This window comes from Paraburkholderia sp. SARCC-3016 (genome assembly GCF_031119615.1).
GTDB lineage: Bacteria > Pseudomonadota > Gammaproteobacteria > Burkholderiales > Burkholderiaceae > Paraburkholderia.
In genome coordinates, this window is record NZ_JAVHZD010000004.1 from 122,335 (window position 1) to 143,130 (window position 20,796).

Sequence of the window (20,796 nt, forward strand, 5' to 3'; positions counted from 1 at the left end):
GAATGCTACACGGCGATAAAGCAAGGTTTGGTATTGAGTTTGAACTGGACGAACATTCTGGCGGCGCGTGGATGTTTGGCAAATTTTGCTATTGGATCGGTGGAGAACAAGTCGGTGACTTTGACGAAGGAACATCCTTACGCGATGTCCTGTTTTCGATGCGATACATCATTGGCGATGCTGGAAAGCGCACGGCACCGTCTGTGGCGTCGTGCGATGGCAGAGATATCTTTCGCGTTATCTATGGATACCTGAACAAGAATGGCGACGACCTGATAAAGCTGGTACCAACAGATGCCATGCCGGCGTGCTTTGACGTTTGCCCACCTGTCGACATTTTCAGAGCTTGCCATATCTACCTGGTGGATACGGGAGAGCTTTCTAAAATCGTTTACTCGAGCGACGGCGGATGTACCGTCAAGGCAGTTGAGTTAGCGGCAGGTGAATTCGACGGAATCGCATCGACTGTCTACGGTGAACTCAACCAACTTCTGGGAGCGAAGCAGGAATAGGTAATGAGAGCCAATGCTGTGACGACTTCTCAACTTATACGGAACAGCAGGACTGGATAAGTCTGACGCCTTCTCGAAGGTCGAAAAATATGACGCGCAAAATTGCGGGAAATCAGGAGGCGGCCTTCGCGGTATTGGTGAGCGAAGGCGCGGTAATCGTCGGGAAAGGCACGAATTGCGAAGGTGTTGTTGTCGGCAAGGGAAAGCCGGGGTTTCCTGGCGGGACGGTGATTCCGCCAACCGAAGTTAAGATCGTCCGCCCGCCCACAGTGAACGGAGGGAAATGAATGTCCATTTTAGACACGGACGTCGTTGACGTTATCGGCATCGACGCGGCCAACGGAATCGCTCGCTTGGGGATATCCGATCATCTGGAATGGGATCAGGCGGAACAGGACCACCTTGCGCTCTTGCAAGACAAGATCAACACCTATCTTGTCGATCTGGAGAGTGGACAGGTCTACGAAAACAATCCAAATACAAGGGATTGCAAATTCGTCGTTGAGGTTATTTCGAAATACGACCTTTCTCCGCGGGCCTTGGATTTTTTCAAAGAAGCACGCGCTATTGTCCGCGGAGCTGGCTTTGAGCTTGCCTACAAGGTTCCACCGTCCGGTGAATCGTCCCAGGCTGCGATGCTCATTGAAAAACTAGAAACGCTAAACGCTTAATCAGTACGCTGGATGTCAGACGGGGTCCGGCGCCATCTCGCATCTCCTATGAAAATCAAAAACAGCCTGGCGGCTTTGCCGCTCACGGCTTTGGTCGTGCTCGCGCCCAATGTACAGGGACAAAGCCTCGGTGGCCTTGAAACCGAACAGAACCAGCAGCAGCGGCGCGACGCACAGCAGCGTGAAGCGGCGGTAACGGCACCCACCGTGCGGTCCACGTTGACGAAGCTCGAAGCCTTTCCTGCCTTGCCTTCCGAAACGCCGTGCTTCCGCATCGACCGGTTCGCGCTCGACGTACCCGACAGCCTGCCAGCCGCAGCGAAAGCAAAAGGCGCTTCGGCATTGCCGCTCGACCCGTTCGCATTCGCCCGCGAATGGCTGGACCACTACAAGGGGCAATGCGTCGGCAAGCAAGGCATCGACATACTGATCAAAGCACTGCAGCAGGCGGTGCTCAGTCGCGGCTACGTGACCACCCGCGTACTGGTGGTACAGCAGGACCTGACGGCCGGCACGTTGTCGTTCGCGCTCGTGCCCGGCCTCGTGCGGCAGGTTCGACTCGCAGACCCTTCCATGCGGGGCACATGGAAGACCGCGTTTCCCGTCACGGGCGGCAGTCTGCTGAACATGCGCGACCTTGAACAGGGTCTCGAGCAGATGAAGCGCGTCGCGAGTCAGGACGTGGACATGAAGATCGAACCCACCGATAGCCCAGGCGAAAGCGACGTCGTCGTGACGGTCAGACGCGCGAAGCCCTGGACTTTCGTTGCATCGGTCGACAACGCGGGCACGTCGTCGACAGGAAAATGGCAAGGCAACGTCAGCCTCGGCATCGACAACCCGCTCGGGCTCAACGACATATTTTACGTAGGCGCGAATCAGGACCTGTCGTTCGGCAACAAGTCGCTCGGTTCGCACGGCTTCAATGGTTCGTACTCCGTTCCGTTCGGCTACTGGACCGCGACCCTGTCGGGCAACACAAACACTTACTACCAGCACATTGCCGGCGTGAACCGGACGTTTGTTTCGAGCGGCAATTCACAGACCGCCGCCCTGCGCATCGCGCGCGTGCTGTCGCGCAGCCGGAACGACGTGCTCGGCGGTTATGTGCAGCTCTCGAAGCGCTTCGGCGACAGCTTCATCGACGACGCAACGATACCGACACAAGCCCGCAACAACACGTTTTTCGAACTCGGCGTAACAGACCGGCATTACTTCGGCGCGGCCCAGTTCGACGGCACGCTCGCCTGGCGCCAGGGAATCGGCGGCCTTGGCGCAACGCCAGACCCGTACATCGACGGCCCGACGTACCGTTTCCATATGGCCGCGCTCGACGCGAACCTGTCCGTGCCGTTCGCAATTGCATCGCAGAATTTCCGCTACGTCACGACACTACATGGTCAATACACGCGCGACACGCTGTTCTACATCGATGACCTGACCATCGGCAGCCGCTACACCGTGCGCGGTTTCGACGGGGAAACGATGCTTGCCGCAGAACGAGGTTTCTTCTGGCGCAACGAACTGCAATGGCCGGTCCTTGCAACCGGACAAACGCTATACGTGGGACTCGACTATGGGCGCGTATTCGGACCGAACACGGCATTTCTGGCGGGGACTCAACTGGCAGGCGCGGCGATTGGCCTCCGCGGCGCCGTACCCGCGAAGTATGCCGGCGTGACCTACGATCTGTTCGCGGGAACCCCGCTGTACAAACCAGCGGCATTCCCGACTGCGCGCGTGACGCTTGGCGTCTCGCTGGCCGCAAGCTTTTGAACGCACGAGCCACGGCACCGGCTCGTCCTGGCAGCACTCACCCGATCTGCTGCTTGAACCGCTTCCAGCGAGGCGTGTGCTTCAGCTGCGCGATAGACATATGCTCCATATCCATGCGTGCCTCGGACGCGTAGTTTCGCGCGAGGCTTTCGAGCCCCTCAAGAAGCGCCTTCCGTTCTCTGGACGATCCCTGATCGCGCGCGATCATGCCGGCCATGGCGCTGATCTGGTCGAGTTGCCGGCTCGCCCGGATCGCCTGATGAACAGCCGCTACGCTGAAGCGCTCCAGATGCGCGTACCGCTTCTTGCGCTGTTTGGGCGAAATGGATTGGCGCGTGTCGTTCGACGCGTCACCCTGGGCCGTGTCGAGCGCGATCCGTTGCGCGTTTCGCAATGTCTCGTCGCGAAGCTTCCGTTGTTCGTTCGAAACTGTTTTTGCGTTATTGGTCATTCTGCTTCCTCCGCTATAAGAGAAGGCCCGCGACCCAACGAATGAAAGGGTGAGCGGGCACATGACAGGGTTAGCGGACCGGCGTCGAAACCAAAACCGGCAGACCCGAAGGCCTCCCTGCCAAGGCCCGCCCGTTGAGGGCAGACGTGCAGAGGGAAAGCACGGCCTGCTTGCGCAGGCGTGCCGGTTTCGACTGATCAGGCCGCTAAACCTGAGCCATCAAATCGTGATGGAATCCGAAGTATAAAGCGCCGCACATGCTCGAGGCCAACCATATAAGCTATTTTATCACCCGTCGGGATATGAATATTTCTAATCCTAAATAAATGAATGAAACCTCGTCGAAATCTCAAGTCTATTAAGCAATTTCGCGAGGCATATAGAGAATTCGCATGTCGTTCTACAAACCCCATGCACTTACCGCACCGACGAAACAATGCTCTCCACAGAACGCGATGTCTCGTCAGCAAGAGCTTGCTCTTGTCCCAGCATCCCTGCCAGCGCATCGCGCATCAACGCAACGGGCCGCACCAAACGCCCGGGCAGGGCCGCATGGACGAGCCAGATATTGAGCATGCTCTCGAAATCCGTTGCATCCATAACCTGCAACGACTCGCGATGCGGGCTGCGCTCGAGCACCTCGGGCGAGGCAAGCCCAATGCCGAGTCCACGCGCAACAAGCGACAATTGCAGCTCCGAGCCGAATGCTTCCACCGCGACGTTCAGCTCGAGGCCTTCGGCCGACATCGCGCGGCTCAACGTCGAGCGCATTCCACAGCCATCCTGATTCAGTACCCACGGGTAGTGCGATAGCTCGGCAAGCGTCTTCGGTTCATCGTCGAGGCCGAATGCGCGCGGCGCGACGATGACCGAGGGCTTGATGCCGAGCAGCGTGGCGCTCAGCGTATCGGGTATCGCAATGCCGGCCGGCACGAGTACGACGGCCATATCGAGTGCGGCCCGCTCGACGTTCTGCACGAGACCCGGCGACCAGCCCGCCGTGACGCGCAGCGTCAACTTCGGAAACGCGCTGCGCAGCATATCGATAGGTTGTTCGAGCGCCAGATCGGACAGGAACGGCGGAACGCCGATTTTCATTTCGCCGGCCGGCTCGCTGTCGGGCGAAGTGACGGCCATCAGGTCGTCGACGGCGCGCAATACCGCGCGCGCCAGGCCGTAAACCTCCTTGCCCGCCGCCGTCGGCTTCAATGGTTTGCTTTGCCGGTCGAGCAATTCGGCACCCAGTAACGTTTCGAGGTTTTGCACGCGGCGCGTGAGCCCCGGCTGCGTCAGGAACAGCTTCTCCGCCGCGCGAATCATCGACCCGCTTTCGACCACCGCCACAAACGCCTGCAAGTCTCGCGTGTTCAAAACAACCTCGCATAATCATTATCGAGATATTTCAATTGTCGCATAGAGTCGGTGTCCGTACGATAACCGGATCGCTATAGAAACGGACTCCGCACGATGACCCAATCCGCCGATAGCTGTGCGCGCAGCCTGCCGCATGGGCCTTCCACACTCGCCGAGTCGGCGGACCATCCGGCCGCGCCCGAGGCCGTGCTCACCGCGCCGCTTACGTTTTTCTTTGCCGCGGCAGTCGGTGTGATCATCGTGAACCTCTCGGCGGCGCAGCCGCTGACGGGCCCGATCAGTGAATCGCTGAAACTGCGGCCCGAACTGGCCGGGCTCGTCGCGATGCTGCCGCAGCTCGGCTACGCGGCCGGCCTGCTGCTGCTCGTGCCGCTGTGCGATCTGGTGGAAAATCGTCGGCTGATCGTCCGGACGCTATTGAGCTGCGCGATCTTTCTTGGCGTGTCGGCGCTGGCGCGCTCGGGCTCGTCGTTTTTCGTCGCCGCGTTTCTGGCGGGCGCGACATCGAGCGTGATCCAGATGCTGGTGCCGATGGCGGCGTCGATGGCGCCGGCGCATCGGCGCGGCCGCGCGGTCGGTAATGTGATGAGCGGCGTGATGCTCGGCATTCTGCTGTCGCGTCCGCTTGCGAGCGTCGTGGCCGGTTCGTTCGGCTGGCGCGTGTTCTACGGAATCGAGGCCTGTGCCGACGCATTGCTCGCCGTCGTGCTGGCGATGCGGTTGCCGAGACGCACGCCTCATGCTCACGCGCGCTACACCGCGTTGCTGCGCTCGTTGTGGACACTGCTGCGCACCGAACGCGTCTTGCAGCAACGCGCGACGCTCGCGGCGCTCGCGCTCGGCGCCTTCAGCGCATTCTGGACCGCCATTGCCTTGCTGCTCGCACAGCCGCCGTTTTCGCTCGGCATGCAGGGCATCGCTGCGTTTGCGCTGGCCGGCGCGGTAGGCGCGATCGTCACGCCGCTCGCCGGTTATCTCGGCGACCGCGGCGCCGAGCGCGTCACGCAGGTCGTCGCCCATCTGCTGACGATTGCCGCTGTCCTCGTGCTCGCCGTGGCCGGCGCGGGGTGGGGCGGATTTTCGCCGGCCGCGCATCCGGGGCTCGCACTCGCGCTGCTCGTCGCGGGAGCGGCGTCGCTCGATGCGGGCATCATCGTCGATCAGACGCTGGGCCGGCGCGCGATCAACCTGATCAATCCGGAGACGCGCGGCCGGATGAACGCGCTGTTTGTCGGCATTTTCTTTGTCGGTGGGGCGCTCGGTGCTGTGTTGTCCGGCGCGGCGTGGGCGGCGGCCGGATGGAGCGGCGTTTGCCTCGTCATGCTAACGTTCTCGATCGCGGTGTTCGTGTGCGGCTTCGTCGCCCGTGAGCGACGTGGTTGAAGAGCAGATCGAGACGACGAACACCGGCACGCTTGCATCGCCTTTACTTCGCTGCGCCAACCAGCGAAAACGCATCCCACTTCTGATCGACCGGCGTATGCGGGTTGTGCTCGAGCGCTTCTTCGACGAGCGGTTCGCAAGCGCCGTAATCGGACCCGATGCTATCGCTATGCGCTTGCGGGAAATTGACCTCGAGCACTTTGCCGCCCCAGCGCTCGACCGTCGCCGTCATGCTGCATTTGCCGGCGCCGCCAATTTTCAGGTCGAGCACGAGCGCATTCAGATCGAGCGCCGCGTCCGAGTTCGTGAAGTTCCATTGCGCCTCCATCCGGTCATTCGGACCTCCCGTATCGACGAGCTTCATCGTTTTGTCGGGAATGCCGACCGACTGCACCAGATCGAGAATGTTCGAACCGATCAACTCGCCTTGCGGATCGCGTGCTTCGTGCGTTCTGAATGCGCCGCACGCCGTTAGCGTGGTTAAAGCAAAGGCAAGGGGAATCGTCAGGTATCGCATGCATGCTCCCAATAAATGAACGGGTTGGCGTCCGGCACGCACTCACGCGGTGCGAGCAACGCTGTGTGCGAACGGCGCAAACCATAGTGCGACAAGCCTGCATGGACCGGGTTCCATGCATGGATGGTCGCGCTCGAGCGCTAATGCCGCGCTGACGGTCAGCGAGAAGGAATGCGGCCCCTCGCTGCCGTTGCTCGAACAGGCGACCGAGCGTCCGTTATAGTGGAAAACCCGTGACTGCCCTTCAGAAGAAGCCTGTCGTTACCGTAGATAGAGCTATGCGTCGGGCCGATAAAGATCGGGAAACGATCCGGGAACTGCCGTGACGGAAGACAAACGCATGCAACCAGCGGCAATCACATCATGACGGACCACGAACACCCGAAGCATTCTCTGGAGGCCGCCTTTCTGCGGCACGAGGAATCCCTCGCACCGCCGAACCGCGTGTTCGGCGACGACGACAGCGCCGTCTACCGCACGCTGCTCGAATCGACCAAAGCCATTCCGTGGAAAATCGACTGGGCGACCATGGAGTTCGCCTACATCGGCCCGCAGATCGAAGCGCTGCTCGGCTGGGCGCCGTCGACGTGGAAGACCGTCAACGATTGGGCCGAACGCATGCATCCGGACGACCGCCAGGCCGTGGTCGATTTTTGCGTCGCGCAGTCGAAGGCCGGTACCGATCATGAAGCCGACTATCGCGCGCTGAGGCGCGACGGCGGCTATGTGTGGCTGCGCGACGTCGTGCATGTGGTGCGCAACGACAAAGGCGATGTCGAGGCGCTGATCGGATTCATGTTCGACATCAGCGAACGCAAGCGCACTGAAGACAAGCTCGTGCAATTGCAACGGGAACTCGAATATCTGTCGTTTCACGACAGTCTGACGGGCACGGGCAATCGCCGCAGATTCGACGACGTCATGGCGCGCACGTGGACCGCGGCGCAACAGTCCGGCCGCGCGTTGTCGGTCATCATGGTCGATATCGACTTTTTCAAGTCGTACAACGACTATTACGGACATCTGCAGGGCGATGAATGTCTGCAGCGTGTCGCCCGCGTGCTCGCGGAAGCGGCGGGCCCCGATCACTTCCTGGGCCGTTTCGGCGGTGAGGAATTCGTACTCGTGCTGGCCGATACCGACGCCGACACGGCCGTCAAAATTGCCGAGCAGTGCCGCGCGCTGATCGCGGAAGCAGCGATCCCGCACGTACGCTCGCCGCATCAGCAGCGCGTGACCGCGAGCTTCGGCGTCGGCACGATCGTGCCGAACGAGCGCACGGACAAGACCGCGTTTATCAATCTGATCGACGCGCAGCTTTACCACGCGAAGGAAAATGGCCGCAATCGCATCGCCGCGGTCGATCGCGCCGGCATGCAGGGGGAAGCGTTCAAATCGCATTCGCGCTGACGCGCCCCGTTTCGAACGTAAAAAACAACGCAGCCCGGATTCACTCGGTGAATCCGGGCTGCGTTTCTTTGCGCGGCCTGCTTCGTCAACGTCGCATGATGCCCATCACGAGCGTGACGAGGAAGATGATGAGGAAGATAAAGAACAGCACTTTTGCGATGCTGGCGGCGCCCGCCGCGATGCCGCCAAAGCCCAGCGCGGCGGCGATGATCGCGATGATGAAGAAGACCAGCGCGTAATAGAGCATGATGTGACCTCCGTCGGTGGGGAACACCGTGCGAACCGTTGCACGGACGTACCGATGCAATTGCAATGTGTGTTCCCGACCCTGTCTCGAAGCCTACGGGGCCGCAAAGCGGCGAATTGACCGGTTTTAGCCTTTTGATCAGATTTTTACCTGTCGACGACTCCAGGCATAATAGCGATGGTGCAATGCGATCAATAAGGGTCGTGTTCGCATTGCTGAATATCAGGCGTCTTTTACCGACGGTAAAACTGCCTTATTTCTACAGCGCATCGCCAGTCATCCGGTGCACGAACGCGCTGCGCCTGTGCCACTCAATCTCCAGACTTACTCCGGCGCCGCCGTATCGCGGGCCTTTCAGGAACCAGCTGATGAAACCGGTAAGGAATTCACTTTGGTCGCGTATCGGCCGATACGTGACCCTTGGCGTGCTCGCGTCCGCGCTTGCCGCCACATTCATGTTCCTGCATTGGCGGCACGAGCAGCGCGTCATGCAAGCGTCTTCGACGGCTTTGGGCGGCATCGCGAGCCAGATGCGCGCGGACGCGTCGGCGTGGACGCGTAACGAAAAGAGTGCGTCGGAGATGGTGCGCGACGTACAGGATCACGATGTCGCGGCCATTGGCTTGAGCCGGAACGCGATTCTCGTGTCGACGCTGCACGGCGAAAAATATTATGTGGCCGACCATAACGGCACGTTCTCGAATGCGCTGCTGCTTGGCGACCTGAAACCGGGCGCCAGGTCGCCGTATCAGCTCGTCTGGCTGCCCGACGCCGATGTGCGAACGGCGGGGGCACGCTGGACCGACGTTGTCGATCACGCGCGCGACGCGCTGAGCCTGCTGCTGCCGGTCTTGATGCTGGGCGGGATTGTCTGGTTCATGCGCCGCGAGATGATGGGCGGCGCGCGCCTGCTCAGCAAGTCGCCGACGCTGCGTTTCGACGACGTGATCGGCGCCGGCGAAGCGAAAGCGGCGCTCGCCGACGTGCAGGCCTGGCTGACCGAGCCGGCGCAATTCAGCGGCATGGGCGTGCGCGCGCCATGCGGCATTCTGATGACAGGCGGGCCGGGCGTCGGCAAGACGCGCCTCGCGCAGGCGCTCGCCGGCGAATGCGGCGCGAACTTTATCGCGATTACGGGCAGCTATTTCAGCGCGAAGTACTACGGCGTCGGCATCCAGAAGGTCAAGCATCTGTTCGAGCTTGCACGCAAGAATGCGCCGACGGTGATTTTCATCGACGAAGCCGACGGCCTCGGCAAGCGTACCGATACCGGCAGCGGCCCCGTCGAAGCCGAAAGCAATCGCATCATCAATCAGCTGCTCGCGGAGCTCGACGGGTTCGAGTCGAACGAGGGCGTGGTCGTTGTAGCCGCAACCAATCATCCGGACAACCTCGACGAAGCGCTCAGGCGTCCAGGCCGTTTCGACCGCACCGTGCAAGTGCGCCTGCCCGATCTCGAAGATCGCGCGCAAATCCTGCGCTTCTATGCCGCGAAGCTGAAAACGAAACCGGGCGAGCTCGACTTCAACCAGCTTGCGCGTCTGACGACGGGCCTGTCGCCGGCTACGCTGTCGATGATCGTCAATCAGGCGGGCCTCGTTGCGCGCAAGGCCGGCGAACGCGAAGTGGCCGCTACGCATTTTCTCGAAGCGATCAAGATCGCGCGCATTGGCGATATCAACGGCGCCGAGCGCGCGTTGTCCGATGACGAGCGCACGCGCATCGCCGTGCACGAAGCGGGGCACGGCCTCGTTGCCGCCTTGCTCGACACGGGCGTGCTCGAAGAGGTGACGATCCTGCCGCGCGGCGGCGCGCTCGGCGTCGCACTGATCACGAAGACTCAGGACAAATACCTGTACCGCGAAACGGAAATGCGCAACGAGATTCAGGTGCTGCTCGGCGGGCGCAATGCCGAACTGCTCGTGTTCGAAGAAGCCTCGAGCGGCGCCGCGCAGGACTTGCAGGAGGCGTCGCGCATCGGCCTCGATATGGTTTCGAAGCATGGCTTCAACGCGGACGGCAATCTGTTCAGCCTCGCGTCGCTGCCGCAGCAGTATGCGGGGCTGCAACTGAAGAATTCGATCGAGCACGCGAACGCGCTGCTGCACGATCTCAACGATGCCTGCTTTGCGCTGTTGCGCGCCAACGAACCGGTGCTGCGCGCGATCGCGGAACAGTTGCTCGAATCGGAGACGGTGCCGGGCGAGACGGTTTATCGTCTGATTCGGGAACACGCAGTTGCGCTCGCGAAGCGCGAAGCGGCTATCGTGACTGAAGCGGCCGCGGCGTAAATTCCGCGGGCGCATCGGGGCAGCCTGCACTTTCTGCAGGTTGCATGTACTCTGCGCTTTACCGTAGTTCACACCCGACAGGACGGTGAAGCTCATGAACGACAAGTCCCACGCTATTCCCTACCGCAACGCATTGATCATCGGAACGGGTCCCGGCATCAGCGCATCGGTGACCCGCATGCTATGCGCAGCCGGCCTTCCGGTCGTGATCGCGGCGCGCGATGCGGGCAAGCTCGCAACGCTTGCCAAGGAGACCGGCGCGATCGCGCTGCCCGTCGATGCCACCGACCCCGCGCAGGTCGAGCGGCTTTTCGCCGAAACGGATGCACGGATCGGCGCACCGGAGATCGTCGTCTACAACGCGAGCCGCCGTGTGCCCGGACCGATCGCCGAACTCGACCCGGCACAGGTCGACGCTGCCGTGGCGGTCTCGGCGCTGGGCGCGTTCTATTCGGTGCAGCAGGCGGCAAAGCGCATGGAGCCGGCCGGCAAGGGCGCGATCCTGCTGACGGGCGCGACCGCCGGCGTCAAAGGCTTCACGCTGTCCGCGCCGTTCGCGATGGGCAAGTTCGCGCTGCGAGGCCTCGCGCAAAGCGCCGCGCGCGAACTCGCCCCGAAGGGCATCCATGTTGCGCATATCGTGGTGGACGGCAGCGTGCGCGCCGAGCATCGTCCCGACCCGGCCGATCGGCCCGACAGCACGCTCGACCCCGATGCGATCGCGGAGTCGTATCTCGCTCTGCTGCGCCAGCATCGCAGTGCGTGGTCGTGGGAGCTCGAAGTCAGGCCTTGGGTCGAGAAATTCTGAAAGCGCCGGGCTGGGGGTGCATCACGTCGTGTTGTAATCGCTACGCGGTCGCGTTGTAGCGTCGATTACCGGCGGCCGGCGTGGCGGGAATGGTGGACCGCGCAGCGGCTTCCCACTCGATCACGAGCTTCGCCGCGTCTGCGCACCGACGGGCCAGAAGACGGTCGGCCAGCACCTTGCAAAAGATCGGCAGGTCGTCCGCCCCGCGATCTCGCACCAGCGCCCGCAGCACCTCGTCGACGCACCGGCTCATCGACTCGGCTGTCATGCAGCTGGCGAGGTACGACGCGCTTCGAGCGAGTTCCACCTGATAGGCCTCTTCACATCGCCGATAGCGTTCGGCTTTTGTCATCTACTGGCTCCGATTGTGATTTTCGTTGAGTGGTGAGCCAGTGCTTGCGCAAGAAACAGTCCCGCTACGGCCGACCGCCGCCGGACGGCAAGCGTCGGAACGAAAAAAAGCCTCGACATCCGTTAAGGATGCCGAGGCCAATCCCATGTCCGTAGAAGGACGTCATTGAGGAGACGGTTTCATTCTAGCGGCCATCGACTTTGCCGCGAACGATGTGTTTTCAATAAGGTTATGGCACGCGCGCATTCATGCTTGTGACGCAGCGCCTTTAGCACCGGCACAGATAACGGTATCCGATTTGCTTCGTTGACGCGCGATGTGAGCGAAACGTAAATTCGCGTTCTTTGTTTTTCGGGGATTTACGATGTCGATTCCGTTCCGCGCAATCGCGCGGCGTGCTGCCGCGCCCGCGCGCCGCGTATGCGCCGCCTTGCTGACGACCACCCTCGCGTTCACCGGCCTTGCCGGCGCGAATGCGGCCCGCGCCGAAGGCAGCATCCGCATTGCCGAGCAGTTCGGCGTCGTTTATCTGCTGCTGAACGTGGCGCGCGAGCAGCACCTGATCGAACAGGAAGGCCGCAAACAGGGCCTCGACATCAAGGTGGACTGGGTGAAGCTGTCGGGCGGCGCCGCCGTCAACGACGCGCTGTTGTCGGGCTCGATCGATATCGCGGGCGCCGGCACGGGGCCGCTCTTCACCGTATGGGATCGCACGCGTGGCCGTCAGAACGTGAAGGGCGTGGCCTCGCTCGGCAACTTCCCGTACTACCTCGTGAGCGACAATCCGAACGTCAAGACCATCGCCGATTTCACGAGCAAGGATCGCATCGCGGTGCCGGCCGTCGGCGTATCGGTGCAATCGCGCGTGCTGCAGTACGCGGCCGCGAAGCGCTGGGGCGACAAGCAGTTCGACAAACTCGATAGCCTCACGCAGGCCATTCCGCACCCCGACGCCGCCGCGGCGATCATTGCGAACAGCAGCCTCATTACCGCGCACTTCGGCAATCCGCCGTTCCAGCAGCAGGAACTCGCGGGCAATCCGAAAGCGCATATCGTGCTGAACTCGTATGACGTGCTCGGCGGTCCGAGTTCGGCCACCGTGCTGTATGCAACCGAAAAGTACCGCAACGAAAATCCGAAGACGTACCACGCGTTCGTCGCTGCGCTTGCCGACGCCGCGCGCCTGATTGCGGCGAATCCGGAGCAGGCGGCCGACATTTACATTCGTGTCAACGATTCGAAAATCGACCGTGCGCTGCTCGTGAAGATTCTGCGCGACCCGCAGGTGCAGTTCAAGATCGCGCCGCAGAACACGCTCGGCCTCGCGCAGTTCATGTACCGCGTCGGTGCGATTCGCAACGAGCCGAAGTCGTGGCGCGACTATTTCTTCGACGATCCGGCGACGGCAGGCGGCAGCTGAACGCTCACGTTCCCGTTCGAGGCGCCGCTGTGGTGGCGCTGCGCTGTCGCGGCACTGAAATCGCTGCTTATGCGTCAACGTGTTTTGAATATGCGTAACCATTGGTTGGTTTGCGCATCACGTCCCGCTAAGGTGGCGTTTTGTCCGCAGGATCTTTCATCGTGACTGTTTCCACACCCAATATCTGGGTGCCCGTGCGCTCGCTGCGCGAAGCGGGCGGCCATGCGCACGCGCCGCTCGCGGATCCGATGCACGAGCCCGAAGCGACCGGACCCGAAGCAACCGAACCGGGCGATCACGGCGATCAGGGCGCGACGGTCGCGCACACCGACCGCCTGCTCGCAGCCGACCGCGTGACGCTCGAGTACCGCACGCGCGACCGGCTCGTGCGCGCGACGTCGCAGGTCAGCTTCGACGTTTACGGCGCCGATCGTTTCGTGCTGCTCGGTCCGTCGGGCTGCGGCAAGTCGACCTTGCTGAAGGCCGTGGCGGGCTTTATCGAACCCGTTCACGGCTCGCTCTCGCTCGATGGGAAACCGGTGCGCGGACCGGGCGCCGACCGCGTCGTCGTGTTTCAGGAATTCGATCAACTGCCGCCGTGGAAGACGGTCGTCGAAAACGTCGCATTTCCTTTGCGCGTCGCGAACAAGCTGCCGCGTGCCGAAGCGAAGGAGCGTGCGCTGCATTATCTCGGCAAGGTGGGGCTGGCGGCGTTTGCGAACGCCTATCCGCATACGCTGTCGGGCGGCATGAAGCAACGTGTCGCGATCGCGCGCGCGCTGGCGATGCAGCCGCGCATATTGCTGATGGACGAACCGTTCGCGGCGCTCGATGCGCTGACGCGCCGCAAGATGCAGGAAGAACTGCTGCGGCTCTGGGACGACGAGCGCTTTACGCTGCTGTTCGTCACGCATTCGATCGAGGAAGCGTTGATCGTCGGTAACCGCATTCTGCTGCTGTCGCCGCATCCGGGGCGCGTGCGCGCGGAACTGAACAGCCACCAGTATTCGCAGCACAGCCTCGGCCGTGCGAACTTCCAGCAAAGCGTCGCGCGCATTCATCGGCTGCTGTTCGATACCGACGCCACGCGGGAACAGGAGCAACCACAATGAGTACGCCCGCGCAAAACGTGCGGCTCGTGCCGCCGGTCCGCACTGAATATGAATTGCCGCTCGATGCGCTGGCCGATGCGCAATCGGGCGAGCCGGGCGAGTCGGATGCAAACGCGGCACGTCCGCTGTCGTCGGCGTTGCTGCGCCGCGTGGTGTCGGCCGGCTGGTTCAGCCGCACGCTGATCGCGCTCGCGTTGATCGCAATCTGGGAAATCACGGCGCGAGTCATTGCAAACGATCTTTTGCTGCCGTCATTCGGTGCAACGTTTTCCGCATTCGTACAGGGCATCGCATCGGGCGAGCTGCTCATGAAGACCGCGATCTCGATGTCGGTGCTGTTGCGCGGTTATCTGATCGGCGTCGTGCTTGCCTTTGCGCTGACTTCGCTTGCGGTGTCGACGCAAGTCGGCCGCAACCTGCTGTCGATGCTGACCGCGATGTTCAACCCGCTGCCGTCGATCGCGCTTCTGCCGATCGCGCTGCTGTGGTTCGGTCTCGGCACCGGCAGCCTGCTGTTCGTGCTGGTTCATGCGGTGCTGTGGCCGCTTGCGCTCAGCATGTACACCGGTTTTCTCGGCGTGCCCGCGACGCTGCGGATGGCCGGCCGCAACTATGGTTTGAGCGGCCTGCGGCATGTGATGCTGATTCTCGTGCCCGCCGCATTGCCTTCGATTGTCGCCGGCTTGCGCGTGGGCTGGGCATTCGCGTGGCGCACGCTGATCGCGGCGGAACTCGTGTTCGGTGCGAGTGCGGGGCAGGGCGGGCTCGGCTGGTACATCTTCCAGAACCGCAACGAGCTCTATACGGACCGCGTGTTTGCGGGGCTCGCGGCGGTCATCATCATCGGTTTGCTCGTCGAACATCTGGTGTTCGATACGCTCGAACGGCTGACCGTGCGGCGGTGGGGCGTGCAGCACTAAGACGCGCGGCATCGGATGCGCGAGTCGATCGAGGCCTGTCCGGCTGCGGTGAGAAACAGAAAAAAGAGAAGCAGGGAAGCGCCGCCCGGATCGCGGCGCTTCTCGCCTCGGCAATGGCTTGCAACGGCTTACAGCGCACCGGGCCGCGGGTCCGGAATAAACCCGTCGCGATTCGGCATTTTCACGCGCGGCAGCGACCTGGCATCGAGCGTGGTGTGCTCGGGTACGATGCCGTTCTTGTAAAGCAGCCATGCGCTGACCGAATAAACCTCGTCGGCGCTCAGCGATTCGGGCGCGTTATACGGCATCGCGCGGCGAATATAGTCGAATAGCGTCGTCGCGTAAGGCCAGTAACTACCGACGGTTTTCCTCGGCTTGGCGCTGGTCAGCGTGCCCGCGCCGCCGACCAGCGGATCGCCAATGCCGCCTTCGCCTGCCTTGCCGTGGCACATCGCGCACTTCGCGGCGAATACTTTTGCGCCCGCGGCGACAGTGCCGGAGCCTGCAGGCAGCCCGCGACCGTCAGGGCTCACGTCGATATTCCAGCGGGCAATCGCCGCGTTGTCGATCGGTTTGCCGATGCCGTACCTGTCCGAATCCGCGGACACCGAACCGGACGCATTCGCACCGTCGGCATAGGCGGCCCCGCATGCGAATATCGTTGCAACCGCAACGAGGGTCTTAAGCATTGCGCACCTCGCCATTCGCATCGACGCGCCAGCTTTGAATGCCGTTGTAGTGGTAGTACGAGTTCAGCCCGCGCGCGGCGACGAGCGCATCGCGGGTCGGCTGCACGTAGCCGGTTTCGTCGGTCGCGCGGCTTTGCAGTTGCGCGGGGCCGCCGTCCCATCGCCAGTCCGCTTCGAAGCGCGTCAACGCGCGGTCGTGAACCGCGCCGACGAGGCGCGCCGGGCGCCAGGTCTTGCCGCCGTCGATGGAAACGTCGACGGAGCGGATACGGCCGCGGCCCGACCACGCGAGGCCGCTGATCGCGTAGTAACCATGCGCCGTCAGTGTATGACCCGGCGACGGCCGCGTAATGACCGACTTCGCGTCCATTTCAAACACGAATTGCCGTGCAAGCCCATCGGGCAGAAGGCCTGTGTACTTCGAGGTTTCCTCGCGCGTCATCTCGGGCGCGGTGATCAGCTTGAGCCGCCGCAGCCATTTGATATTGGTGTTGCCCTCGAAGCCGGGCACGACGAGCCGCAGCGGATAGCCGTTCTCGGGCCGCAGCCGCTCGCCGTTCTGTGCATAGACGACAAGCGCGCGTTCGATGATGGGCTCGAGCGGCAAGCTGCGCGTGAGCGCCGCGCCATCGGCGCCTTCGGCAAGCAGCCATTTGGCGGAAGGCGAGATGCCGCTTTCGTCGAGCAGCGTCGAGAGCCGCACGCCGGTCCATTCGCAGCACGACAGTAATCCGTGCGTAAACTGCACTGGCTTTCCGCTCGGACCTTTCCATTCGCTGCTCGTATTGCCCGAGCATTCGAGAAAGTAGATATGCGATTCCGACGGAAAGCGCATCACGTCGTCGATCGTATAGATGCGCGGCTCGCGCACGAGGCCGTGCACGACGAGCCGATGCTGGTCCGGGTCGATGGCCGGCACGCCCGCGTGATGCCGCTCGTAGACAAGGCCGTTCGGCGTGATGCTGCCATGGAGGTCCGCGAGCGGCGACATGGCGGACCCGGAGCCCGGCATCGCGGGTGCGCTCGCCACGCGGCGGATGACGTCATGCTCGAACGATGCGGGCTGACCGTAAGGCGGCGAGACGAGCGGCGCGCCCGGTTCGAGCGTCCAGCTTGCGGGCGCGAGCGGAGACTGCGATGCGGTAGCCGCGCCGGAGTGGGTGTCGGCAACGGCCAACGCACGTTGCACCGGCAGTGTCGCCGCGGCGACGCCGCCGGCCAGTCCGCCCGCGAGGCGGGCCAACGCGCGCCGGCGCGGGCGCGACTCGGGCGATGATGGAGTGGAAGTGGGAGCGTTGTTCATTCGAGTATGAAGTGTGAGGAGGGCTCGCTTCGCGCGGCGAAGTCAGGCAGTTAGCACACCATGTGCCGCGCCAATCAAAAGCGCGGTCATTCAATCGCTGCGCCGCTGCAATTGCGGCGTGACCGCGAGCAGCGAACCAGCCGGTCATCGTAAGGCGCCAGTTGGGTGTGCGCAAACAACGATTGCCTCAAACGATATTCCACGTTCGCCCGTATGCATAGCACGCCGTGACGCTTTGCGCCCGATTGGCGAAATCGGCGTATGTTAGAGGCCTACCTATCGCGGACGGCGCGCGTGCGCCTCGACACCATGACCCAGTTCCGCCAGCTTCACCTCGGCGCTTTCATGCGGCCTGTCAGTCTTCATACGGGCGCGTGGCGTTATCCGGGCGCCTACCCCGATGCGAATTTCAACTTCGCGCATCTCGCGCGATTAGCGCAGACTCTCGAACGCGGCCGCTTCGACGCATTCTTTATGGCCGACCATCTCGCGGTGCTGAACATGCCGGTCAATGCGTTAAAGCGCAGTCATACGGTGACGTCGTTCGAACCCTTCACGCTGCTTTCGGCGCTATCGGCCGTGACGCAGCGAATCGGTCTGGTCGGCACTGCGTCGACGACGTTCGACGAGCCGTATCACGTCGCGCGCCGCTTCGCCTCGCTCGATCATATAAGCGGCGGTCGCGCCGGATGGAATCTCGTGACGACCGCAAACCCCGACTCCGCGCTCAATTTCGGTCTTGACGAGCATGTCGAACATGGCGAGCGCTATCGACGCGCAAGGGAGTTCTACGACGTCGTCGTCGGGTTGTGGGATAGCTGGGCCGACGATGCGTTCGTGCGCGATGTCGAAAGCGGCATCTTTGTCGATCCTGAGAAACTTCACGTGCTCGATCACAGAGGCGAGCATTTCCGCGTGCGCGGACCGCTGAATATCGCGCGGCCGGTGCAGGGCTGGCCCGTGGTCGTGCAGGCGGGCTCGTCGGAAGCGGGGCGCCAGGTCGCAGCCGAAACCGCCGATGCCGTCTTCACCGCGCAGCCGAATCTCGAAGCAGGCAAGCGCTTTTATGCGGACGTGAAGGGCCGGCTCGATAAACTGGGCCGGCCGCGCGAGCATCTGAAGATTCTGCCGGGGGCATTCGTTGTGGTCGGCGATTCGCTCGATGAGGCGCGTGAGAAGCGCGCGTTGCTCGACACGCTGGTTCACTACGACAGCGGCATCGCGTCGCTGTCGATCGCGTTGGGCCACGATGTATCGGGCTTCGATCCCGACGGCTTGCTGCCCGACATTCCCGAGTCGAACGCGAGCAAGAGTTCGCGCGAGCGCGTCGTGAACTGGGCGCGCGCCGAGCAGTTGACGATCCGCCAGCTTGCGCAGCGCCTTGGCGGCTACTCGGGGCTCGAGATGGTCGGCACGCCGAGGTCGATCGCGGACCAGATGGAGCAGTGGCTCGTCGAAGAAGGCTCCGACGGCTTTAACGTGATGTTTCCGTATGTGCCCGCGGGCGTCGACGAGTTCGTCGACAAGGTCGTGCCGGAGCTGCAGAAACGCGGCATTTTCCGGCGCGAGTACGAAGGCTCGACGTTTCGCGAGCATCTCGGCCTCGCGCGTCCGGAGAACCGGTTTTTTGCCGGGGGGAAGGGCTGACTGCTAGCGTACGCGCGCTGACGCCCGCCGGCTCCTGCCTACCGGCTTGCGGCAAACAGAAGCGATAACCCCGATGTCAGCATCAATCCATCGACGACGGCCTTGAAATGATGCGCCGACATGCTGGCCACGATGCGTCGCGCGCCGAATGTACCGAGCATGATCGACATGCCCGTGATCAGTCCGTTCGCCACGATGCGCGGAGGAAGCGCGCCGAACTGCTCGAAGATCGCGACTTTCGCACCATACAGGCCGAGCGATGCCGCGGCCTCGGTCGCCAGAAACGCGCCTTTTATCAGGCCATATCCGACGAACACGGGCACCGTGATCGGCCCGGTCGATACGACGATGCCGGTCAGAAATCCGACCACGCCGCCGATCAGCGACAGATGCAACTTCGTAAAGCGGAACGATTCGCGACGCGCCAGCCAGCGGCGGGTAGGCACCATCGCGACGAAGAACAGGCCCAAGGCGATGTCGACGGCGCGAGGCGGCAAGGCGAGCAAGGTGCGAACGCCGAGCATCGCACCGGGTATGGCGGTCACGCAGTAGGCGAGGCACGCCTTCCAGTCGATGTCGCGCCACCACGACAGCACCTTGCCCAGATTGCCCATGATGGCCGCGATCGCCATGATCGGCACGGCCTCGCGCGGCCCATGGAGGATCACAAGCACGGGCATCAGCAACATCGACGAGCCTGTGCCCACCACGCCGCTTAACAGGCCGGCCATCAGGCCGACGCCCAGTATGAGCAGATGGCTCACTCGTCCCCCGTGTCATTTCCATTCGCTTCGAATGATGACGGGAGCGATCGATTCATACAACCAGGAATTTCTGGCGTATTGCGTCAGTAAAACTCACGCAAGCGCGCTTAGCCCTTGCGCGCCTCGATCATCTTCCATCCGTTGCCGGCGGGGTCGCGAAAACCCGCATCGACGCTGCCATAGCGGTCGACCGGCTCCTGCGTGAATTCGACTCCGCGCGCTTTCAGCTGTGCGTAGCGCGCGCGGCAGTCGGCTACGGTGAGCACGAGCGGCGGCATTGCACCCTTCGCGACCATTGCGCGCAGTGTTTGCGCGGTCGCTTCATCGTGGATCGGCGGCCCCGGTGTGAAAAGGCCGAGCTGAAACGACGGCTGATCCGGATGCTGGACCGTGAGCCACCGGTACGGGCCGTTGCGCACGTCGGTATGCACGCGAAACCCGAGTTTGTCGACGTAAAACGAGAGCGCTTCGTCCTGGTTGTCGACGTACAAGCCCACCACATCGATCCCTTCGTTCATGGCATGTCCTCCTTGTTGAGTGTTGGCGGCAGCGTATCGTCGGCGACGCGGCGGCGCTTCTCCAAAACTGCGATCGTGAGGTCGGGGCGCTGTGCGGCTTTCAGCACGCAGGCGGGCACGCGGTCTAGCTCGTGCATCGCGGCGCGCGCGTCGATGCGCATCGCGCTCGGGCTTTTGCCGGTGATGTCGTGGAACGTGCGGCCGAAGGTGCCCAGGCTTTCCCAGCCGGTTGCGAACGCGATGTCGGTAATGCCGAGATCGGTGTCGCGCAGCAAGGTCGTGGCCTGTTCGATGCGGCGCGTCAGCAGATAGCGATGCGGCGGCAGGCCAAAGGCTCGCTTGAACGAACGCGCGAAATGCGCTTCGGAAACGCCGCTCACTTCGGCGAGGCGTTTGACGGGCCAGGCCTCGTGCGAGGCGGCGTCCATGCGGTCCTTGGCGCGCAGCAGGCGGCGCAGCAGGGCGGGATCCTCGAGTGCGCCGGCGTCGACGGCGGCGTTGCGCGCTCGAGGCGGCGAAACTGTTGGCCGGGACAAATGGGCGTTGCGCGAGGGCATGGGTATGGGCAGAGGCACGGGCCAGCGGGTAGTTTAGCGCGGCGCATTGCCCGCCAGGCGGTCCATGTCACCCC

The 20,796-nt window shown here is 62.8% G+C and carries 22 protein-coding genes; 12 read left to right on the forward strand and 10 right to left on the reverse strand.

What is annotated here, in order from left to right; genetic code table 11:
- The first annotated feature begins 2 nt into the window (after window positions 1-2).
- From QYH69_RS05840 to QYH69_RS05855, 4 genes are all read left to right on the forward strand, one after another.
- Window positions 3-512 carry an Imm42 family immunity protein gene (locus tag QYH69_RS05840; protein WP_308830942.1) on the forward strand — a complete coding sequence of 170 codons (510 nt, stop codon included), beginning with the start codon at window positions 3-5 and terminating at the stop codon, window positions 510-512.
- 89 nt (window positions 513-601) lie between these two features.
- The gene (locus tag QYH69_RS05845) at window positions 602-799 is read left to right on the forward strand and encodes a hypothetical protein (RefSeq protein ID WP_308830943.1); all 198 of its coding nucleotides are present in this window, start codon (window positions 602-604) and stop codon (window positions 797-799) included.
- On the forward strand, window positions 800-1,183 hold the full coding sequence (locus tag QYH69_RS05850; RefSeq protein WP_308830944.1) for a DUF6572 domain-containing protein: 384 nt from the start codon (window positions 800-802) through the stop codon (window positions 1,181-1,183).
- 48 nt (window positions 1,184-1,231) lie between these two features.
- Window positions 1,232-2,959 carry a ShlB/FhaC/HecB family hemolysin secretion/activation protein gene (locus tag QYH69_RS05855; RefSeq protein WP_308830945.1) on the forward strand — a complete coding sequence of 576 codons (1,728 nt, stop codon included), beginning with the start codon at window positions 1,232-1,234 and terminating at the stop codon, window positions 2,957-2,959.
- A gap of 37 nt (window positions 2,960-2,996) precedes the next feature.
- Here QYH69_RS05855 and QYH69_RS05860 read toward each other — a convergent pair whose 3' ends face one another.
- Both QYH69_RS05860 and QYH69_RS05865 read right to left on the reverse strand, forming a co-directional pair.
- The gene (locus tag QYH69_RS05860) at window positions 2,997-3,473 is read right to left on the reverse strand and encodes a hypothetical protein (protein ID WP_308830946.1); all 477 of its coding nucleotides are present in this window, start codon (window positions 3,471-3,473) and stop codon (window positions 2,997-2,999) included.
- A gap of 354 nt (window positions 3,474-3,827) precedes the next feature.
- Window positions 3,828-4,781 carry a LysR family transcriptional regulator gene (locus QYH69_RS05865; protein ID WP_308830947.1) on the reverse strand — a complete coding sequence of 318 codons (954 nt, stop codon included), beginning with the start codon at window positions 4,779-4,781 and terminating at the stop codon, window positions 3,828-3,830.
- 96 nt (window positions 4,782-4,877) lie between these two features.
- On the opposite strand from QYH69_RS05865, the gene QYH69_RS05870 reads away from it, so the two are divergent.
- Window positions 4,878-6,167 (forward strand): MFS transporter, encoded by a 1,290-nt coding sequence (locus QYH69_RS05870; RefSeq protein ID WP_308830948.1) that lies wholly within the window; start codon window positions 4,878-4,880, stop codon window positions 6,165-6,167.
- A 43-nt stretch (window positions 6,168-6,210) separates the two neighbouring features.
- Here QYH69_RS05870 and QYH69_RS05875 read toward each other — a convergent pair whose 3' ends face one another.
- Window positions 6,211-6,684, reverse strand: a complete 474-nt coding sequence (locus tag QYH69_RS05875; RefSeq protein WP_308830949.1) for a hypothetical protein — start codon at window positions 6,682-6,684, stop codon at window positions 6,211-6,213.
- 363 nt (window positions 6,685-7,047) lie between these two features.
- On the opposite strand from QYH69_RS05875, the gene QYH69_RS05880 reads away from it, so the two are divergent.
- Complete coding sequence (locus tag QYH69_RS05880; protein WP_308830950.1) at window positions 7,048-8,094, forward strand: diguanylate cyclase domain-containing protein; 1,047 nt, start codon at window positions 7,048-7,050, stop codon at window positions 8,092-8,094.
- Window positions 8,095-8,179: 85 nt separating this feature from the next.
- Here QYH69_RS05880 and QYH69_RS05885 read toward each other — a convergent pair whose 3' ends face one another.
- A complete protein-coding gene (locus tag QYH69_RS05885) occupies window positions 8,180-8,341 on the reverse strand; it encodes a DUF1328 family protein (protein WP_075160405.1) in 162 nt (53 codons plus the stop codon).
- Window positions 8,342-8,709: 368 nt separating this feature from the next.
- On the opposite strand from QYH69_RS05885, the gene QYH69_RS05890 reads away from it, so the two are divergent.
- A complete protein-coding gene (locus QYH69_RS05890; protein ID WP_308830952.1) occupies window positions 8,710-10,632 on the forward strand; it encodes an AAA family ATPase in 1,923 nt (640 codons plus the stop codon).
- A 94-nt stretch (window positions 10,633-10,726) separates the two neighbouring features.
- Entirely contained in the window at window positions 10,727-11,440 is a 714-nt protein-coding gene (locus QYH69_RS05895; RefSeq protein ID WP_308830953.1) for an SDR family NAD(P)-dependent oxidoreductase, read from the forward strand.
- Window positions 11,441-11,480: 40 nt separating this feature from the next.
- On the opposite strand, the gene QYH69_RS05900 is transcribed toward QYH69_RS05895, so the two are convergent.
- Complete coding sequence (locus QYH69_RS05900; RefSeq protein ID WP_308830954.1) at window positions 11,481-11,792, reverse strand: hypothetical protein; 312 nt, start codon at window positions 11,790-11,792, stop codon at window positions 11,481-11,483.
- Window positions 11,793-12,156: 364 nt separating this feature from the next.
- Here QYH69_RS05900 and QYH69_RS05905 point away from each other — a divergent pair, with 364 nt between their 5' ends.
- The 3 genes from QYH69_RS05905 to QYH69_RS05915 all read left to right on the forward strand — a co-directional run bounded on the left by QYH69_RS05905 (window position 12,157) and on the right by QYH69_RS05915 (window position 15,244).
- Window positions 12,157-13,212: an ABC transporter substrate-binding protein gene (locus QYH69_RS05905; protein ID WP_308830955.1), complete on the forward strand. Its 1,056-nt coding sequence runs from the start codon at window positions 12,157-12,159 to the stop codon at window positions 13,210-13,212.
- A gap of 161 nt (window positions 13,213-13,373) precedes the next feature.
- Entirely contained in the window at window positions 13,374-14,324 is a 951-nt protein-coding gene (locus QYH69_RS05910) for an ABC transporter ATP-binding protein (RefSeq protein WP_308830956.1), read from the forward strand.
- Window positions 14,321-15,244, forward strand: coding sequence for an ABC transporter permease (locus tag QYH69_RS05915; RefSeq protein ID WP_308830957.1), 924 nt, complete (start codon window positions 14,321-14,323; stop codon window positions 15,242-15,244). The genes QYH69_RS05910 and QYH69_RS05915 overlap by 4 nt, the downstream gene beginning before the upstream one ends.
- Before the next feature lie 128 nt (window positions 15,245-15,372).
- On the opposite strand, the gene QYH69_RS05920 is transcribed toward QYH69_RS05915, so the two are convergent.
- Both QYH69_RS05920 and soxC read right to left on the reverse strand, forming a co-directional pair.
- The gene (locus QYH69_RS05920; RefSeq protein ID WP_308830958.1) at window positions 15,373-15,933 is read right to left on the reverse strand and encodes a cytochrome c; all 561 of its coding nucleotides are present in this window, start codon (window positions 15,931-15,933) and stop codon (window positions 15,373-15,375) included.
- Window positions 15,926-17,236: a sulfite dehydrogenase gene (gene soxC, locus QYH69_RS05925; RefSeq protein WP_308830959.1), complete on the reverse strand. Its 1,311-nt coding sequence runs from the start codon at window positions 17,234-17,236 to the stop codon at window positions 15,926-15,928. The genes QYH69_RS05920 and soxC overlap by 8 nt, the downstream gene beginning before the upstream one ends.
- A 309-nt stretch (window positions 17,237-17,545) precedes the next feature.
- Between soxC and QYH69_RS05930 the strand changes: the two genes are divergently transcribed.
- Entirely contained in the window at window positions 17,546-18,883 is a 1,338-nt protein-coding gene (locus tag QYH69_RS05930) for an LLM class flavin-dependent oxidoreductase (protein WP_308831080.1), read from the forward strand.
- A gap of 38 nt (window positions 18,884-18,921) precedes the next feature.
- On the opposite strand, the gene QYH69_RS05935 is transcribed toward QYH69_RS05930, so the two are convergent.
- The 3 genes from QYH69_RS05935 to QYH69_RS05945 form a co-directional block, all read right to left on the reverse strand.
- A complete protein-coding gene (locus QYH69_RS05935) occupies window positions 18,922-19,647 on the reverse strand; it encodes a sulfite exporter TauE/SafE family protein (RefSeq protein ID WP_308830960.1) in 726 nt (241 codons plus the stop codon).
- Between the two features lie 107 nt (window positions 19,648-19,754).
- A complete protein-coding gene (locus QYH69_RS05940; protein ID WP_308830961.1) occupies window positions 19,755-20,165 on the reverse strand; it encodes a VOC family protein in 411 nt (136 codons plus the stop codon).
- Window positions 20,162-20,722, reverse strand: coding sequence for an AraC family transcriptional regulator (locus QYH69_RS05945; protein WP_308830962.1), 561 nt, complete (start codon window positions 20,720-20,722; stop codon window positions 20,162-20,164). The genes QYH69_RS05940 and QYH69_RS05945 overlap by 4 nt, the downstream gene beginning before the upstream one ends.
- Window positions 20,723-20,796 lie beyond the last annotated feature (74 nt).

Coding starts and splice junctions, on each gene's coding strand:
- QYH69_RS05840 (WP_308830942.1), top strand. CDS start 3: ATGCTACACGGCGATAAAGCAAGGTTTGGTATTGAGTTTGAACTGGAC.
- QYH69_RS05845 (WP_308830943.1), top strand. CDS start 602: ATGACGCGCAAAATTGCGGGAAATCAGGAGGCGGCCTTCGCGGTATTG.
- QYH69_RS05850 (WP_308830944.1), top strand. CDS start 800: ATGTCCATTTTAGACACGGACGTCGTTGACGTTATCGGCATCGACGCG.
- QYH69_RS05855 (WP_308830945.1), top strand. CDS start 1,232: ATGAAAATCAAAAACAGCCTGGCGGCTTTGCCGCTCACGGCTTTGGTC.
- QYH69_RS05860 (WP_308830946.1), bottom strand. CDS start 3,473: ATGTGCCCGCTCACCCTTTCATTCGTTGGGTCGCGGGCCTTCTCTTAT.
- QYH69_RS05870 (WP_308830948.1), top strand. CDS start 4,878: ATGACCCAATCCGCCGATAGCTGTGCGCGCAGCCTGCCGCATGGGCCT.
- QYH69_RS05875 (WP_308830949.1), bottom strand. CDS start 6,684: ATGCGATACCTGACGATTCCCCTTGCCTTTGCTTTAACCACGCTAACG.
- QYH69_RS05880 (WP_308830950.1), top strand. CDS start 7,048: ATGACGGACCACGAACACCCGAAGCATTCTCTGGAGGCCGCCTTTCTG.
- QYH69_RS05885 (WP_075160405.1), bottom strand. CDS start 8,341: ATGCTCTATTACGCGCTGGTCTTCTTCATCATCGCGATCATCGCCGCC.
- QYH69_RS05890 (WP_308830952.1), top strand. CDS start 8,710: ATGAAACCGGTAAGGAATTCACTTTGGTCGCGTATCGGCCGATACGTG.
- QYH69_RS05895 (WP_308830953.1), top strand. CDS start 10,727: ATGAACGACAAGTCCCACGCTATTCCCTACCGCAACGCATTGATCATC.
- QYH69_RS05900 (WP_308830954.1), bottom strand. CDS start 11,792: ATGACAAAAGCCGAACGCTATCGGCGATGTGAAGAGGCCTATCAGGTG.
- QYH69_RS05905 (WP_308830955.1), top strand. CDS start 12,157: ATGTCGATTCCGTTCCGCGCAATCGCGCGGCGTGCTGCCGCGCCCGCG.
- QYH69_RS05915 (WP_308830957.1), top strand. CDS start 14,321: ATGAGTACGCCCGCGCAAAACGTGCGGCTCGTGCCGCCGGTCCGCACT.
- QYH69_RS05920 (WP_308830958.1), bottom strand. CDS start 15,933: ATGCTTAAGACCCTCGTTGCGGTTGCAACGATATTCGCATGCGGGGCC.
- soxC (WP_308830959.1), bottom strand. CDS start 17,236: ATGAACAACGCTCCCACTTCCACTCCATCATCGCCCGAGTCGCGCCCG.
- QYH69_RS05930 (WP_308831080.1), top strand. CDS start 17,546: ATGACCCAGTTCCGCCAGCTTCACCTCGGCGCTTTCATGCGGCCTGTC.
- QYH69_RS05940 (WP_308830961.1), bottom strand. CDS start 20,165: ATGAACGAAGGGATCGATGTGGTGGGCTTGTACGTCGACAACCAGGAC.
- QYH69_RS05945 (WP_308830962.1), bottom strand. CDS start 20,722: ATGCCCTCGCGCAACGCCCATTTGTCCCGGCCAACAGTTTCGCCGCCT.